Genomic DNA, 15,695 nt, shown 5'->3' on the forward strand with positions numbered 1-15,695 from the left:
CTAGAAGGTCACCTTGGCGCTGATCCGGAACGTGCGCGGCGCCTGGTACGCCACCGGATTGCCGAAGTTCGGGTTCTTGTTCACCGGGTCGAACGCGCTCCCGTCGGCGTTCTGCAGCCCGGCGAGGCTCGCCTCCGTGCCCCCGGAGATGGGCAGCACCTGCGCCGACGTGTACCGCTCGTCGACCGCGGTCACGGCCTGGAAGTTGAAGAGGTTGAACGAGTCGACCGCCACGAGCAGCGCGCTGTCCTTCGCGAGCTGCACGCCGACGCCGACGTGGACGTCGACGTCGTGCACCCAGGGCAGGCGCTCGCCGCTCCCGCGCGGCAGGATGAAGACCTCGTCGGGGCCGTAGAGGAGGTGGGCCCCGAGGTACGACGTCGCCGCGCCGGAGCGGGCGCGGTAGGCGCCGCCGAGGTTCACCACGAGCCCGTTCTTGAAGACGAAATCCTTCGCGCCGTAGAGCTTGATCTGGTGCCGGTGGTCCCCCGGCAAGGCGCCTTCCCGGTTCGGGAGCAGCGACTGCAGATCGAAGTCCGTGTTCATGTTGGGATCGATCTGCGTCGTCTCCGGCTTGAACAGCCCGGACCAGTTGCCGCGCAGGTACGCGATGCGGTAGCTCGCCTGCGCGAGCCAGCCGCCCGCGAACACCTTCTCTGCATACACGGTGAACGCGTCGTAATCGCGCTTCGCCTTCGTGAAGTCCCTGGCCGCGCCGTAGCCGGGGTTGGCGATGAAATAGGACTTCGCCTCGTCGCGGCTCAGGTCCTCGATGATCCGGTTCTGCCAGCGCTTCGTGTACTCGGCGCCGACCCGCACCTTGGGCGCGATCTCGTACTCGCCGCCGAGGACGATCTCGTCGGACGACTGCGGCTCGAGGTCCGGATCGACGGGCGTCTTGTCGCTCCCGATGACGCCCCATTTCTGGTTCGGCGCGTGGGGGCCGTCGGCCGTGAGGCGCCCGTCGTCGTCCTCGCACGCGCCCTGGGTGTCCTCCTCGTTCCTCGGGTCGCACGTCGACGGGTCGCGGAAGGAGTAGAGCATGCGCTCGCCGGGGAGCAGGCGATCGGCGATGTTGAGCGGGACGCTCTCGTAGTACCGGCCATAGTTCGCGTAGAGCTTGGACCTGCCGGACTGCGTGATGTCGTAGATGACGCCGGCGCGCGGCGACCACTGGTTCGGCAGGCTCAGGCCGAGCGCGCCGTCGTAGCCGTAGAGGAGCTGCGCGTCGTAGCGCACGCCGGCGTTCAGGGTGACGCGGTCGGCGATGCTCCAGCTGTCCTGCACGAAGCCGCCGAGCGTGAGCGACGTCGACACCGCCTCGTAGTTCGTGAGATGAACCGGGTCGTCGGGGCCGCTCAGGAACCCGTGGCGGCGGTAATCGTAGACCACCGATCCGTCGGGGAACTCGGTCAGGATCGTGCCGCCCGACTCGCCGCGCTGGCTGCTGTAGCGCATCACCTCGACGTCGACGCCGGCCTTGACGACGTGATGGCCCAGGGCCGAGAACAGGCTCGTCAGCATGGCCTTGCCCTGGTAGCGGTCGAAGACCGACTCGCTCAGCACCCCGGGGCCGCCCGTGTAGTAGTAGCCGGGCACCGGGCACGGCTCGCCGCCCGCGGCGTCCTCCTCCGCGCACCGCCGCGTGGCGTCCCCCGGCTCGAACTCGCCGATGGAGCGCGGCGGGGACCTCTGCCAGAGCACCTGGACGACGTCGGACAGCCCCTTTCCGCTCCCGATCTTCTCGCCGTCCGAGGCGCGGATGGCGTTGAGCTCGTGGTGGATGCCGAGCGTCACGTCGAGCAGGTGGGTCTTGTTCTGGAACGCAGAGGACCACTTCAGCGAGGCGTCGGTCGCGGTGGTCACGTACTGGTGCGCGATCGCGCCGTAGCTGCCGTTGATGATCCCGCCGTTGTAGGGGTTGTCGAACTCGATCCTGCCGTCGCGCGGGTTCAACCCGAAGGCGCCGTCTCCGCCCGACAGGGTCGGGGTGCCGTGGACGGAGAGCGCCAGGGTGTTGTCCGGATCGATGAGCAGCGTCAGCTTGCCGAGGTACTGGAGGCTCTGCTGCGTGGCGTAGTAGACGTCCGTCGACCCCGGCAGGCGGCTCCGCGCGACGCCGCCGGGCTGGTCGCCCGGCTGGAGGATGTTCAGGTTGCGCTCCAGGCGGTAGGTCGCGAACGAGGGCGAGAGGCCGGCGTAGAACCACAGCCTGTCCTTCAGGATCGGGCCGCCGATCTCGGCGCCGAAGTCGCGCAGCGAGGACAGCGTGACGTCGGTGGCGATCGCGCTCTCCTGCGTGACAACGGCGGCGCGCGACCCCTCGAAGAGGCCGGGCGTGATGCTGAAGAAGACCGAGCCGTGGTACTCGTTGGATCCGGACTTGGTGGCGACGTTGTAGTAGCCGCCCGTCGAGCGGCCGTATTCCGGCATGTAGCCGCCGGTGATCACGTTGAGCTCGTCGACGAACTCGACCGAGAGCGGCGTCCCGAGGATGCCGAACCCCGGGTTGTTCACCGAGAGGCCGTCGATCACGAACTGGTTCTCCGGCGAGGTCGTCCCGCTGATCGAGACGCCGTACCGGTCGGCGAACGCGCCCGGCGCGACCTCGGCGAGGGACTCGAACGATCGGGTGGCCGCCCCCTTCGCGCTCGGTCGGTTGAGCGGGACGCGGCTCACGAACTCGGAGCTCACGTTGACGCCCGTCGCGCTCGAGCCGACATCGACCGTCGGCGGGGCGCCGACGACGACGATCTCCTGGGCCTGGAGGGCCTCGGGGAGGAGCTGGGTGTTCACCCGGATCGTGCTGTCGAGCCGCAGCTCGACGCCGCCGCGCGAATAAGGCCTGTAGGCCTCCTTGTCGAGCCGCAGGGTGTACGTGCCTGGCGGGAGGTTCGGGATGCGGTATTGACCGGCGGCATCGGTCACCACGATCTGCTCCCCCTGGAGGGCGGGGGACGTGACGGTGACCACGACGTCCGGAGCCGGCTTGTTCGTCGCCGCGTCGATGACCGTCCCCGTGAGGACGGCGGAGCCGGCCGCGAACGCCGGGGTGGACGCGAGCGCGCCGGAGAGCGCGAGCAGCGAAGCGGCCCAGCGGCCGCGCTTCATGTGCATGGGATTGACGTGGCTCCTCGAAGGCTGTCCATGACGACCTGCCGTGAGAGAGCTTATACACGGTCCCGCGGATCTCGGATCGACTTGGAGCGCGTCGACGTGGACAGGGGCGCCGCGCTGGCGTCGTCCGCTCCGCGCGCGCCGGAGCCGGCGTGTGCGGATCGGTGCGCGCGACGGAGACCCTGGGGCCCGCGCCGGGGCGCGCGCGGGTCAGTCGGCGGCCTTCGCGACCACGGCGTCTGTCCTGCCGCCGGCGAGCGCGCCGGCGCGGCGGACGACGCCGATGAACTCCTGCTGATCGCCCTTGCTGGACGCGGCGCCCCGCGCGATCTTCTCGACGTCGGAGAGCCTCCACGAGCGCGCGTGCGGGCTGTGGCGCAGGATCTCGGAGAAGCCGGCCACGGCGGACGCGAAGCGGAGGTCGGCCGGCGCCGCGTCGAAGGTGGGCGCGATGGCGCCCGGGGCCATCCGGACCACCGTCTCTTCGGCCGCGTTCGAGCCGAGCGGCGCCTTGTGGCGGAGGCGCACGACGACCGGCGTCGCGCCGCCGCCCCGCAGCGCGGCGGGCTTGAGCTCGACGTCGTAGAGGGCCGTCACGCTGTGCCCCGCGCCGATCTCGCCGGCGTCGACCTTGTCGTTCCGGAAGTCCCGGTCGGCGACATTGCGGTTCTCGTAGCCGATGAGCCGGTAGGTCTTGACGAGCTCCGGATCGAACTCGACCTGGATCTTCACGTCGCGGGCGATGACCTGGAGCATCCCGCCGACCTGCTCGGAGAAGACGCGCCGCGCCTGCGCCTCGCTGTCGATGTAGGCGTAGTTCCCGTCGCCCTGGTTGGCGAGCTGCTCCATCATCAGATCCTTGTAGTTGCCCTGGCCGAACCCGATGGTGGACAGCGTGATGCCCTTGTCCCTCGCGCGCTTGATCGTCTTCAGGATCTCGTCGTGGGAGGTCGGGCCGACGTTCGCGTCGCCGTCGGAGAGCACGACGACGCGGTTGACGTGCCCCTTCACGAGCGTCCGCTCGGCCAGGTCGTAGGCGAGGTCGATCCCGCTCGCCATGGCGGTGGAGCCGCCCGCGGCGAGGTCCGCGATGGCGGCGAGGATCTTCCCCTTGCTCTCGACGCCGGTCGGCGCGAGCACCTCGCGCACGCTGCCCGCGTAGGTGCAGAGGGCGACGGTGTCCCCGGGCTTGAGCGACTCGGTGAGCATCCGGAGGCTCTTCTTCGCGAGCTCGATCTTGTCGGGCGACTGCATGGAACCGCTCGTGTCGACGAGGTACACGAGGTGCACCGGCGTCCGGTCCTTGACCGGCACGCGCTTGCCCTGGACGGCGACGCGGACGAGGTGGTGGCCCACCGTGAACGGCGAGGGCGCGGCCGCGAGGTGCACGGCGAACGGGCCCGTCGCGGGGGGCGCATAGCCATAGTCGAAGTAGTTGAGGAACTCCTCGGCGCGGACGGCCTGATACGGCGGCAGCGCGCCCTCGAGGATCTTGCGGCGCGCGATGGCGTAAGAGGCCGTGTCGACGTCGATCGCGAACGTGGAGAGCCGGTCCTTCGCGGGGTCCTCCACCGGGTTCACGCCGTAGTCGCGGTACGTCTCGCTGCCCTGGGGCTCGGGCGCGGCGACGGCGACCGGCGCGGGCGCGGGGCGCGGCGCCGCGGCCACCGGCTGGGGGGGCGCTTTCTTGGGCGCGGCGCCCGCCTGGGCGCGGCGCGCTTCCGGCTTGCTCGTCAGCGCGGCCCTGGACGACGGGGCCGCGACCGCGACCGCCGGCGGGGGCGCGGCGGGCGCGGGCGGGGCAGGGGCAGCCGCCTCGGGCGCGGCGGGCGAGGCCCCTGGCGCGGCGTCCTCGGCTTTCTCGTGCGCGGCCGACGCGCGGCCTTTGCCTTCCGGCGCGTCGTACTCCGGCTGCATGGGCTGCGCGGCCGCGGCGCCCATCGACGGCTGCGGCGCGGCCGGGGCAGGGCCCGACGCGCCGCAGCCGAGGAGCAACGCAGCGACGAGAGACGGGGCGACGACGGCGAACGGCAGGGTGCGCATGAGGTGTCCTCCTTGAAGGGGATCGCGAGCGCGGATCCCCGCAGTGCGTTGTCGAGGGGCCCTGATCGCCGGGCCCCGTGCAGGTCTTCGGGAGGGCCGCACGCGCGGCCCCAAAGGGCATCTCCAGGACAGGACACGTCCCCTCGCCGCGCTCGCGGATCGAAGGCCGCATGTCGCCGGTCCTCCGGCGAGCAGGCGATGGGACGCTCGCGGCCGGGGCCCGCGGTGGCGGGCTCGGCGCGTCCAGGTGTCAGGGAAACGTGGTCGCCGCGGCGGGCTTACACCCGAAATGGGGGACCGCGCGGCGCCTGCTGCAGGCGCCGCCCTGCGCGGTGCGCTACGTTGCGCAGGAGGTGGGGACGACGGCGCAGGGACGACCGTCCTCCGCTCTCCCGCCGTCTGCTCCCTCTCTCCTCAGGAGGTCCGCGATGAGCGCAGCCAGCCGCGAGCGGTTCCAGTCCAGTCTATGCCGCGCCAGGAAGATCGCCGTCCTGACCGGCGCCGGCGTCTCGGCGGAGTCGGGGATCCCCACCTTCCGCGGCGCCGGCGGGCTGTGGCGGCGCTACGAGGCGACGAGCCTCGCCTCGCCCGAGGCGTGGCAGCGCGACCCCGGCCTCGTGTGGGAGTTCTACAACCACCGCCGCGAGCGCGCCCTCGGCTGCGCGCCGAACCCGGGCCATCGCGCGCTGGCGCAGCTGGAGGCGCGGTGGCGGGGCGCCGGCCGCACGTTCACCCTCATCACCCAGAACATCGACGGGCTGCACGAGCAGGCCGGCTCCCGGGATCCGGTGCGGCTCCACGGCTCGCTGTGGCAGGTGCGCTGCCTCTCGTGCGGGAGCGTGACAGAGAACCGCGACGTGCCCATCACGCCCGCGTTCGCGGGCAGCGGCTCCCCCGATCCGGACACCCGCGCCCGGCGCTTCACGGCCGCAGAGCTGCCTCACTGCCGCTGCGGCGGCGTGCAGCGCCCGCACGTGGTCTGGTTCGGCGAGGCGCTCCAGGAGCGCGATCTCGCCGCGGCGGCCGCCGGCGTCGACGGCTGCGATCTCCTGCTCGTGGTCGGCACCTCGGCCGTGGTGTACCCGGCCGCGGGCTTCGTCCCGATGGCCAGGCGCCACGGCGCCCTCATCGCCGAGGTCAACGTCGAGCCCAGCGCGATCACCGGCCTCTGCGACGTCGTGTTCACCGGCGGCGCGGGGGAGATCTTGCCGTCGCTGCTCGACGTCGCGCCGGAACCGGCGCCGTAGAAAGAGAGAGCGCGCGCCGTCGAGCGGCCTCTTCCGGCGCGGGCCGGCGGCGTCGGCGGCGCGCCGCAGCGGGCGCGCGGTGCACGCATCGCGCGGCGCGGCGCGTGCTTCCGCGGGGGGTATGGAACAGGTCAACCGTGGGATTTCAGGGCTAACGTGGGCCGCGATCGCGCTCGTCGTGATCGGCGCCATCAACTGGGGGCTCGTTGGGCTGTTCGAGTTCAACGTGGTCGCCGCCATCTTCGGCCGCGACAGCGCGATCAGCCGCATCGTCTACGTGCTCGTCGGGCTCGCCGGGCTCTATCTCCTCTACGCAACGGCCCAGCTCAGCAAGCGCACGCGGGTCACCACGATGCCGTGATGCCGTGCCCGACATCGCTCGACGTGGCGCCCGGCGCGCGCCGAGGCGATCCGGAGCACGCGATCCGGAGCCCCTGAGAACAGGGCAGCTCCCGAGGTCGTGGTGTATTCCGGCGCGGGTCTTGCAACTCCTGGCGCCTGTCCAGAGACCCGATCCGGAACCATGGAACAGCGAGCTCAGCGGCCAACGAGGGTGTTCGCCGTTCGCCAGAGGCGTCGATCTCCGGCGGACGCGACGTGTCCAGTCACGGTGGCAATACCGTGGATGAGGCCGCAGCCGCGACGGCCGCAAGGAGTGACACCATGCCGAGCTCTCGAGAACCCGCGATAGCCCTCGTCCGCGACGCCGCCCGCCCGCTGCGGGGCGCCGCGCGCGACCACGACGCCCTGCTCGACGCCATCGGCGACCGCCGGTTCGTCCTGCTCGGAGAGGCCACGCACGGCACGCACGAGTTCTACGAGGCCCGCGCCCAGATCACGCGGCGGCTCATCGCCGAGAAGGGCTTCACCGCCGTCATCGTCGAGGCCGACTGGCCGGACGCGTACCGCGTGAACCGCTATGTCCGTGGGACGGACGACGACGGCAGCGCCGACGAGGCGCTCGGCGGCTTCAAGCGGTTCCCGCAGTGGATGTGGCGCAACCAGGACGTCCTCGGGCTCGTCCGGTGGCTCCGCGAGCACAACGCCGGCGTCGCGCGCGGGCGCCCGAAGGCGGGCTTCTACGGCATGGATCTGTACAGCTTGCATGCCTCGATGGAGGCGGTCCTCGCCTACCTCGACCGCGTCGATCCGGAGGCCGCCCGGCGGGCGCGGCGCCGCTACGGGTGCTTCGACCGGTTCAGCGACGATCCGCAGGTGTACGGCTATGCGGCCGGCTTCGAGCTGAGCGGGTCGTGCGAGCGCGAGGTCGTCGAGCAGCTCATGGAGCTGATGAAGAAGCAGGCCGAGTACGCGAAGCGCGACGGGCGCGTCGCCGAGGACGAGTACTTCCAGGTCGAGCAGAACGCGCGGCTCGTGCAGAGCGCCGAGGAGTACTACCGCACGATGTTCCGCGGCGCTGTGTCGTCGTGGAACCTCCGCGACCGGTACATGGTCGACACCGTCGCGGCGCTGGTCGCGCACCTCGACCGGCTCCACGCGCCGACGAGGGCCGTCCTCTGGGCCCACAACTCGCACCTGGGCGACGCGCGCGCGACGCAGATGGGCGAGGGCGGCGAGTGGAACGTCGGCCAGCTCCTGCGCGAGCGCTTCGGCGACGACACGTTCCTCGTCGGCTTCTCCACGCACACAGGGACGGTGATGGCCGCCTCGGCGTGGGGCGCTCCCGCCGAGATCAAGCGCGTCCGGCCGTCGCTGCCGAACAGCTACGAGCGGCTCTTCCACGACACGGAGCTGCCGCGCTTCTGGCTCGACCTGCGGCCGGAGGCGGGCGCGCGGCGCGAGCTCGTGGAGGCGCTGCGCGAGCGCTCCCTCGAGCGCGCCATCGGCGTCCTCTACCTGCCGGAGACCGAGCGGGCGAGCCACTACTTCCACGCGCGGCTCAGCGAGCAGTTCGACGCGGTCATCCACATCGACGAGACGAGCGCGGTGAGGCCGCTGGAGTGGACGGCCGAGCGGCGCGAGCCAGAGGCGGAGACGTACCCGACGGGGGTGTGAGCGCCTACGCGCCGGCGTCGACCCGCCCGCCGAGGCCGCGGGGGCGGGCGGCGGCCGAGCGCGCCTCGATGAAGCGCGACACCGCGTCGACGAACGCCTCGGGGTTCTCGAGCTGCGGCATGTGCCCTGTCGCCGGGATGAGCGTGAGCTGCGAGCCCGGCAGCGAGGCGTGGAGCTTCATCGCGGCGCGCGCGGAGCTGCCCGCGAGCCGGTCCGCCTCGCCCCAGACGATCAGCGGGGTCACGCCGAGCGGCGCCCTGGGGCCCCCTTGGAGCACGGCGTCGAGCACCGCATCCATCTGCGGCGAGCTGCCGCGCTCCAGGTCGTCCCGCAGCGCGGCGGGGGCGCGGCCGGGGTCGGCGAAGGCGCGGGTCAGGATCGACGGGTTGTAGCCGTGCTTCAGCGCGAGCGCGCGCAGCATCTGCCGGGGCAGCGGCCGCGCCAGCAGCCAGCCGACGGCCCGCGGCAGCGCGGGGACGGGCGTGCCGTTGACCAGCACGAGCCCCCGGCAGCGGGCCGCGTGCTGCGCCGCGAAGCACGACGCCACCCCTGCGCCGAAGGAGTTGCCGACGCACCACGCGCTGGCGACGCCGAGGTCGTCGAGGAGCCGCTCGAGCCAGCGCGCGTAGGCGCCGATCGAGCCGAGCGCCGGGGTGTCCGTGCGGCCCACGCCCGGCAGGTCGGGCGCGATCACCTGGAAGCGCTCCGCGAATTGCTCCCAGACGGACGACCAGTACATCGACGCGCCGCCCCAGGCGCCGTGCACCAGCAGCAGCGGCTCTCCACGGCCGCCGACGTGGACGCTGGCGGGCTGGCCGTCGATCGCGATTTCCCTCAATGAAACCGTGCTCATGCGTCTCTCCTGTGCGGATCCATCGCGGCCGCATCCTGCCTCTCGAGCGCCGGACCCGGCAACAGAAACCCAGGGAGCGCCGCGCTGCCGGGGCCTCCCGGCGCGCCGATGGAAGGCCGCGGGAGCGCCCGCGACGAACGCCGCGCTGCGCGTCTTCCGCTTGCGCGGAGGGCGGCCGGTCGGGCTATCGTCGCGGCCGTGTCCTCTGCTCAGCAGCTCCGAGAGCTCCTCGCGACGCCCGGCCTCCTGGTGATGCCTTGCTGCTTCGACGCGCTGTCGGCGCGCCTCATCGAGCAGGCCGGCTTCGCGCTGACGTTCATGAGCGGCTTCGCGGTCTCCGCCGCGCGCCTCGGCGCCCCGGACACGGGGCTCATCTCGTACGGAGAGATGGTCGACCAGGCGCGCGCGATCTGCGGCGCTGTGTCGATCCCGGTGATCGGCGACGGCGACACAGGCTACGGCAACGCGATGAACGTGAAGCGCACGGTGCGCGGCTATGCGAAGGCCGGGCTCGCCTGCGTGATGATCGAGGACCAGGTGGCCCCGAAGCGCTGCGGCCACACGCGCGGCAAGCAGGTGGTGCCCCGCGACGAGGCGTTCACCCGCGTCCGCGCCGCGGTGGACGCGCGCGACGAGGGGGCCGGCGTGCTCGTCATGGCCCGCACGGACGCCCGGCAGACGCACGGCTTCGACGAGGCGCTGGCGCGGGCCCGGGCGTTCGCCGACCTCGGGGCAGACATCGTGTTCCTCGAGGCGCCCGAGAGCGTGGAGGAGATGCGCGCGTTCTGCCGCGAGGTGCGCGCGCCGACGATGGCGAACATGGTGGATCACGGCAGGACGCCGGTGCTGCCGCCGGCGGAGCTCGAGGCGATCGGCTACAAGATCGCGGCCTATCCGCTCACCCTGCTCTCGGTCGCCGCCGCCGCCATGCGCGAGGCGCTCGCGGCTTTGCGCGCCGGCCGGCACCCGGACCCTCGCATGAGCTTCGGGGCGCTCCAGGAGGTCGTCGGCTTCCCTGACTATTACGCGGAAGAGGCGCGGTACGCGCAGCCGCCGCCCGAGAAGGGGTGAGTTCACCATGGTCACGATGTCCTCCGCCGAGCCCCAGTCGCTCCTCGACGTGGCGCGCAGCCTCGTTCCGCTCGTCAAGGAGCACGCGCAGCAGGGAGAGCGCGAGCGCCGTCTGCCCGATCCCGTCGCGAGGGCGTTCAGGGAGTCGGGGATCTTCCGCATGTGTCGTCCGCGCGCGTTCGGCGGCCTCGAGGCCGACCCCCTCACGACCCTGCGCGTGATCGAGGAGCTCTCGCGCGCCGACGGCGCGGCGGGGTGGTGTGCGATGATCTGCGGTACGACCGGCGCGTTCGAGGCGTACCTCCCCGCGGAGGGGGGTCAAGAGATGGTCGCGATCCCCGATGCCGTCACCGCGGGCGTCTTCGCGCCGAGCGGGCGCGCCGTCGAGGTCGAGGGAGGGTATCGCATCACGGGGAGGTGGGCGATGGCGAGCGCCTGTCAGCATTGCGACTGGCTGGGCGGCACCGCGGTGGTGTTCGACGGGGCAGCCCCGCGCATGTCGCCGGCGGGCGTGCCCGAGGCCGTCGTGCCGATGATCCGCGCCTCCGAGTGCAAGATCCTGGATACGTGGCGCGTCTCCGGCCTCGCCGGCACCGGGAGCCACGATTTCGAGGTCGCGGACGTCTTCGTGCCGAGTCGCCGGTGCATCCGTCTCCCGATGACCGCGCCGACGCATCCGGGGCCTCGCTTCATGTTCCCTCTCTTCGGCTTCCTCGCGAGCGCTGTCGCGTCGACCGCGCTCGGGATCGCGCGTGAAGCCCTCGATGAGCTCATCCGGCTCGCGGCGACCAAGAGGCCGGCCGGCGCGATGACGTCGCTCGCCGCGCGGCCGTCGACGGCGCTCGTCGTGGCCGAGGCCGAGGCCACGCTGGGCGCGGCCAGGGCGTACCTCGTCGAGGCGGTCGGCGCCGTCTGGGATGCCGCGCTGGCGGGCGCGCCGATCTCGCTACGGGAGCGGGCGCGCGTCCGCCTCGCCGCGACGAACGCCGCGCTCGGCGCGGCCCGCGCCGTCGATCTGGCCTTCACGGCGGGCGGCGCCACGGCGCTCTACGCGGAGAGCCCTCTTCAGCGCTGCTTCCGCGACGTTCACGCCGTCACGCAGCACGCCCTCGTCGCGCCGCAGACGCGCGAGGTCCAGGGCCGCGTGCTCCTCGGGCTGGACACCGAGCTGCCGATGTTTTGAAGGGCCGTCCGCGAGCGGAGAGGAGGAGACGGCCGGCAATACCGGCCATCCGTCATGAGCCCGCGCGGGCGCGCGCCTCACGTCATGAGCGCGCGCGTTTCATTTCAGCGGGAGGTCCACCCAGCGCTCGAAGCCCGGCCGGCGCCTGACGCGGCCGTACCATGCGTCCACGTGCTGGAGCGCGGGCCGCTCGATCGGGAGGTTGTACCACCGCTGCGCCGCCACCCCGAGGGGGATATCGGCGAGCGTGAAGTACTCCCCTGCGGTCCACGGGTGCCGTGACAGCTCCTTGTCGAGGATCCCCAGGGCGGCGAGCGCCGCCTTGCGCGCGCCGTCGATCGCGCCCTGATCGCGGCGCTCCTCCGGCGTGCGCAGGAGCTGGACGAGGAGCGTCCGCACCGGGGGCCACAGCGTCCCGAACTGCCAGTCTGTCCAGGCGTCGGCGCGCGCCCTGTCCGCGAGGTCGCTCGGCTGGAGGGGCGGCGAGCCGTAGCGGGTGAACAGATACCGCACGATCGCGTGCGACTCCCAGAGCACCAGGGGCCCGTCCTCGAGCGTCGGGACCAGCCCGTTCGGGTTGAGGGTGAGATAGTCCGCGTCCTTGACGCGGCCGAACGGCCCGCCGGCGTCGACGCGCTCGAAATCGAGCCTGAGCTCGTCGAGCGCCCAGAGGACCTTCTGTACGTTGGAAGAGTTCTTGTGACCCCAGAGCTTCAGCATGATGTCCTCGTCTTCGGTGCCGCTCAGGCGGCCGTCGCCGCGGCCGGCTTCACGAACTTCGCGTAACGCTCCACGTAGAAATCGACCGGGTTCAGGTGGGCGCGGACCGCGTCGCGCGCCTGCACGGCGTCGAGCCACGCCTGGAGCCGGGTGAGCTCCGCCGGGATGGAGAACCCGCGCAGGCGGCCCACCGCCGGCAGCCGCTCGAACCACGGATAGAAGGCGAGATCGACGAGGCTGATCTCGGCGCCCAGCCAGTAAGGCCCGCTCGACTTCGCCAGCGCCTCGCGCTCGATGAACGCGAGCACGTCGCCGAGCGTCTTGCGCCCCTCCGCCTCCTGTTCCGGCGTCTCGGCCCTGAGGAGCTGACCGAACGCGGGCACGAGGCGCGTGTTCGCATGATCGATCCAGATCCTCGCCAGGGCGCGCCTGCCGGGCTCCCGGGGCAGGAGCGGGGGATCGGGGAAGACCTCCTCCAGGTACTCGTTGATGATCGCCGACTCCCAGATGCGGTGGCCGTCGTGCTCGATGGCCGGGACCTTGCCGTAGAGCGAGGCGTCGACGAACGCCCGCGGCTTGTTCTGAAGATCGACCTCCGTCAGCTCGTGATCGATCGCCTTCTCCTGAAGCACGAGCCGGGTGCGGTGAGCGAAGGGGCACGCCTTCGCGCTGTAGAGTCGCAGCTTCGTCATCCTGTTCTCCTTCGTGGCTCCGGCCACGCCAGATGCTTTCTTGCCGCGCGGAGCAGAAGGACGAGCACCCGGATCCATCGGAACTCCCTCCAGGTTGCGCCGCGCTGGTCCAGGCTCGGAGCGCGCGCCGGCGTCGGCGGCGGTCGTCGATCGCGTTCGCGTCAGCTCACGCGTTGCAGGTCGAGCAGATAACGTGCCAGAGCGCTGTCGCGGGAACGGATCGCGATCCGTCATGACGGACATGAACTTGCTGCGACCGGAGCAGCGATTGCTGGCGATGTGCTGCTGCGGCAGCAGTCAATCCGGCGTGCGGTGGTGATCGTGTCGGAGGCCGGCGATGCTGCGCGGGCTCCCTGGCTGGCCCGGTGGGCGCGTCGCGGCGGTGTCTGCGGGTCGGTTTGCTCGCCCGGCGCTCCGCTGAGCGCCGGGCGCCGGGAGGGGTCGCTGCTGATCGAAGGGTCAATGCGGCAGATACCCGGGAGACGTCGCGCCTCGCGGGATGGGGTTGTTCAGATCTTCATCCTGACTTCCTCCTCGTGGATTGCTGGTCGCGGATGCGACAGACAGCGCCGCAGTCCGCCACCCCGTCGAGCGGCACCTCTGCGCGCGCGGATCGTCCACACGCGGGTCTCCTCCCGACGCACCGGGGGACCGCCGCTGTTTTCCGTCTTACTCTTCTATGACGGACGTTAGTCTGTTATAGTGGATATGTCAAGCCGCTCCTCGGGTCGGCGACGAGCTCGATCGGGGGTGCGCAACGCGTCTGCGGCGGGACAGCGCTGCCGGGAGGGCATCGCGCCGGAGGAGCAAGGATGTTCAGGAGAGGCTTTCGTCGTAAGCTCTGCAGCGTGATGATCGCTCGCGTCGGCTGCGGAGATCTCGGTGGCTCCGGACATCGCGATCGCGTGGTCTGCTGCGCTCGACAGGGGATTGACATCGTTGCCCGATGCGCGACGGCGGCAGGCATGGAGCGGGGCCATGGCGGGTGAGCGCCCTCCGGCCCAGCTCGTGACCGCTCGGCTGGTGCTGCGCGCGTGGCAGCCCGAGGATGCCTCTTTGATGAGGGAGGCGATCGACGAAAGCCTTGCGCACCTGCGCCCCTGGATGCCGTGGGCCGTGCACGAGCCATTGGCGCTGGAGGCCACGATCGCGCTGCTGGAGAGGTTCCGGGACGATTTCGCGGCAGGACGCGACTTTCATTACGGCATCTTCACGCGCGACGCGCGCGAGGTGCTCGGGGGCACGGGGCTGCACCCGCGGATCGGCCCGGACGCGATCGAGATCGGATACTGGCTCCGGGAGACGGCGACGCGACGCGGGTACGCCACGGAGGCGGTGGAGGCGCTGACCCGGGTCGCGCTCGAGGATCTCGGGCTGAGCCGCGTCGAGATCCGCTGCGATCCCCGCAACAGCGCGAGCGCCGCCGTGCCCCGGCGGCTCGGGTATCGACACGTGGAGACGCTCGAGGCCAACGCCCTCACGCCCGCGGGCGAGCCGCGCGACACCATGGTGTGGGCGCAGACCGCGGGGCGCGGCGGGGAAGGCCGGAGTTGAGCGGAGGCGCTCGCTGACGAATGCGCTGGACGAGCCCGAGCCCCTGATCGAAGCGTAGCCGCCACGATGAGCCGCTCGTGGAGCCGTGTGGCGCACCCCTGCATCGCCCTCGCCGTGCTCGCCGCGCCCGCGGCGGCGAGCGCCGGGGACGATGGCGCGCGCGTGTCGCTGGTCTGGCGCACGCCGGAGGGCAGCGACTGCCCGTCCAGGGACGAGGTGATCGCGCAGGTGCAGCGCCTCGTGGGGCCCGCCCCCACGCGAGAGCAAGCGCCTGTCCGCGCGAGCGCCGAGGTCCATCGCGACGCGGACGGGCGCTGGCGTGTCGAGCTCGTCACCTGGATGGGCTCCTCCCAGGGCGTCCGTGTCATCGAGGAGCGATCGTGCCGCGCGATGGCCGAGGCGACGGTGGTGATCCTCGCGTGGATGATCGACCCCGAAGCCATGGCCGCTCGCGAGAGCGCGACGGGCGCCGGCCCTGCGACGCCCGGACCACCTCCTCCGCCCCGAGCCCCCGACGCAGCCGCAGCCAGCGCCTCGCCTGCTCCCGTCCCGGCGCCTTCCAGGAAGCGAAGCGAGGCGGACCCCGGCGATCGCATCACCCTCACGGCGCGCCTCGCGGCCGCCGGCGACCTGGGCACGTTGCCCGGCGCGTCGCTCGGCGTGGGCGCCCGCGTCGCGCTCGGTTATCGCCGCGTGCGCCTCGGCCTCCATGGAGCGCTCTGGCCGGGTCGTTCGACGACGATCGCGTCGGGCCCCGAGGGCACGCCCATCGGGGGCTCCTTCGGGCTCACCGTCGTCGGCGTCGAGGGCTGCGGCGAGCCAGCGGCGCTCCCCGTCGCGCTCTGCGGCGGCCTCGAGCTCGATCACCTCACAGGCACCGGGCTCGGCGTGCGCTTCCCCGCGAGCGCATCGGCGACGTGGCTGTCCTTCTCCCCAGGGCTCGACGCGCGCTTCTCGATCCTCGGCCCGCTCGGCGTGGCCGCCCACGCCGCGCTCCTGATCCCGACGCGGCGAGAGCGCTTCGGCATCGACGACGTGGGCCTCGTGCACCGACCCTCGGCGGTCGCAGGGCGCGCGAGCCTGGGGCTGGAACTTTCGTTCTGAGCCGAACAGCCTCTCACGCTCGCTGCATTCTTGCGACAGCACGAGAAGCCCGAACGATGTTTCCCTCCCCCTCGCCTTTTCGTCACGGATCCGGA

General features: G+C 72.0%; 12 protein-coding genes. 7 read left to right on the forward strand and 5 right to left on the reverse strand.

From position 1 onward, the window contains the following. Together WME76_RS03655 and WME76_RS03660 are read right to left on the reverse strand one after the other, a co-directional pair. Complete coding sequence (locus WME76_RS03655; protein WP_437958829.1) at positions 1 to 3,117, reverse strand: TonB-dependent receptor; 3,117 nt, start codon at positions 3,115 to 3,117, stop codon at positions 1 to 3. A 210-nt stretch (positions 3,118 to 3,327) separates the two neighbouring features. Further along, positions 3,328 to 5,160, reverse strand: coding sequence for a vWA domain-containing protein (locus WME76_RS03660; protein ID WP_437958830.1), 1,833 nt, complete (start codon positions 5,158 to 5,160; stop codon positions 3,328 to 3,330). Positions 5,161 to 5,588: 428 nt separating this feature from the next. On the opposite strand from WME76_RS03660, the gene WME76_RS03665 reads away from it, so the two are divergent. The 3 genes from WME76_RS03665 (at position 5,589) to WME76_RS03675 (ending at position 8,423) form a co-directional block, all read left to right on the forward strand. Beyond that, the gene (locus tag WME76_RS03665; RefSeq protein ID WP_437958831.1) at positions 5,589 to 6,407 is read left to right on the forward strand and encodes an SIR2 family NAD-dependent protein deacylase; all 819 of its coding nucleotides are present in this window, start codon (positions 5,589 to 5,591) and stop codon (positions 6,405 to 6,407) included. Positions 6,408 to 6,528: 121 nt separating this feature from the next. Next, the gene (locus WME76_RS03670; RefSeq protein WP_433933336.1) at positions 6,529 to 6,768 is read left to right on the forward strand and encodes a DUF378 domain-containing protein; all 240 of its coding nucleotides are present in this window, start codon (positions 6,529 to 6,531) and stop codon (positions 6,766 to 6,768) included. Between the two features lie 302 nt (positions 6,769 to 7,070). After that, the gene (locus WME76_RS03675) at positions 7,071 to 8,423 is read left to right on the forward strand and encodes an erythromycin esterase family protein (RefSeq protein ID WP_437958832.1); all 1,353 of its coding nucleotides are present in this window, start codon (positions 7,071 to 7,073) and stop codon (positions 8,421 to 8,423) included. A 4-nt stretch (positions 8,424 to 8,427) separates the two neighbouring features. On the opposite strand, the gene WME76_RS03680 is transcribed toward WME76_RS03675, so the two are convergent. Then, positions 8,428 to 9,276: an alpha/beta fold hydrolase gene (locus WME76_RS03680; protein ID WP_437958833.1), complete on the reverse strand. Its 849-nt coding sequence runs from the start codon at positions 9,274 to 9,276 to the stop codon at positions 8,428 to 8,430. A gap of 198 nt (positions 9,277 to 9,474) precedes the next feature. Between WME76_RS03680 and WME76_RS03685 the strand changes: the two genes are divergently transcribed. Both WME76_RS03685 and WME76_RS03690 read left to right on the forward strand, forming a co-directional pair. Further along, positions 9,475 to 10,347, forward strand: coding sequence for an isocitrate lyase/PEP mutase family protein (locus tag WME76_RS03685; RefSeq protein WP_437958834.1), 873 nt, complete (start codon positions 9,475 to 9,477; stop codon positions 10,345 to 10,347). 7 nt (positions 10,348 to 10,354) lie between these two features. Continuing rightward, the gene (locus tag WME76_RS03690) at positions 10,355 to 11,530 is read left to right on the forward strand and encodes an acyl-CoA dehydrogenase family protein (RefSeq protein WP_437958835.1); all 1,176 of its coding nucleotides are present in this window, start codon (positions 10,355 to 10,357) and stop codon (positions 11,528 to 11,530) included. A 99-nt stretch (positions 11,531 to 11,629) separates the two neighbouring features. Here the strand turns inward: WME76_RS03690 and WME76_RS03695 are convergent, their stop codons facing one another. Both WME76_RS03695 and WME76_RS03700 read right to left on the reverse strand, forming a co-directional pair. Next, the gene (locus tag WME76_RS03695; RefSeq protein WP_061616136.1) at positions 11,630 to 12,250 is read right to left on the reverse strand and encodes a glutathione S-transferase family protein; all 621 of its coding nucleotides are present in this window, start codon (positions 12,248 to 12,250) and stop codon (positions 11,630 to 11,632) included. Positions 12,251 to 12,273: 23 nt separating this feature from the next. After that, positions 12,274 to 12,942 carry a glutathione S-transferase family protein gene (locus tag WME76_RS03700; RefSeq protein ID WP_437958836.1) on the reverse strand — a complete coding sequence of 223 codons (669 nt, stop codon included), beginning with the start codon at positions 12,940 to 12,942 and terminating at the stop codon, positions 12,274 to 12,276. A 978-nt stretch (positions 12,943 to 13,920) separates the two neighbouring features. Here WME76_RS03700 and WME76_RS03705 point away from each other — a divergent pair. Further along, positions 13,921 to 14,496, forward strand: coding sequence for a GNAT family N-acetyltransferase (locus WME76_RS03705; RefSeq protein ID WP_437958837.1), 576 nt, complete (start codon positions 13,921 to 13,923; stop codon positions 14,494 to 14,496). A 66-nt stretch (positions 14,497 to 14,562) separates the two neighbouring features. Further along, positions 14,563 to 15,600 (forward strand): hypothetical protein, encoded by a 1,038-nt coding sequence (locus tag WME76_RS03710; protein WP_437958838.1) that lies wholly within the window; start codon positions 14,563 to 14,565, stop codon positions 15,598 to 15,600. The last annotated feature ends 95 nt before the right edge of the window (positions 15,601 to 15,695 follow it).

It is taken from the genome of Sorangium sp. So ce119 (assembly GCF_051524405.1).
Lineage (GTDB): Bacteria > Myxococcota_A > Polyangia > Polyangiales > Polyangiaceae > Sorangium > Sorangium cellulosum_G.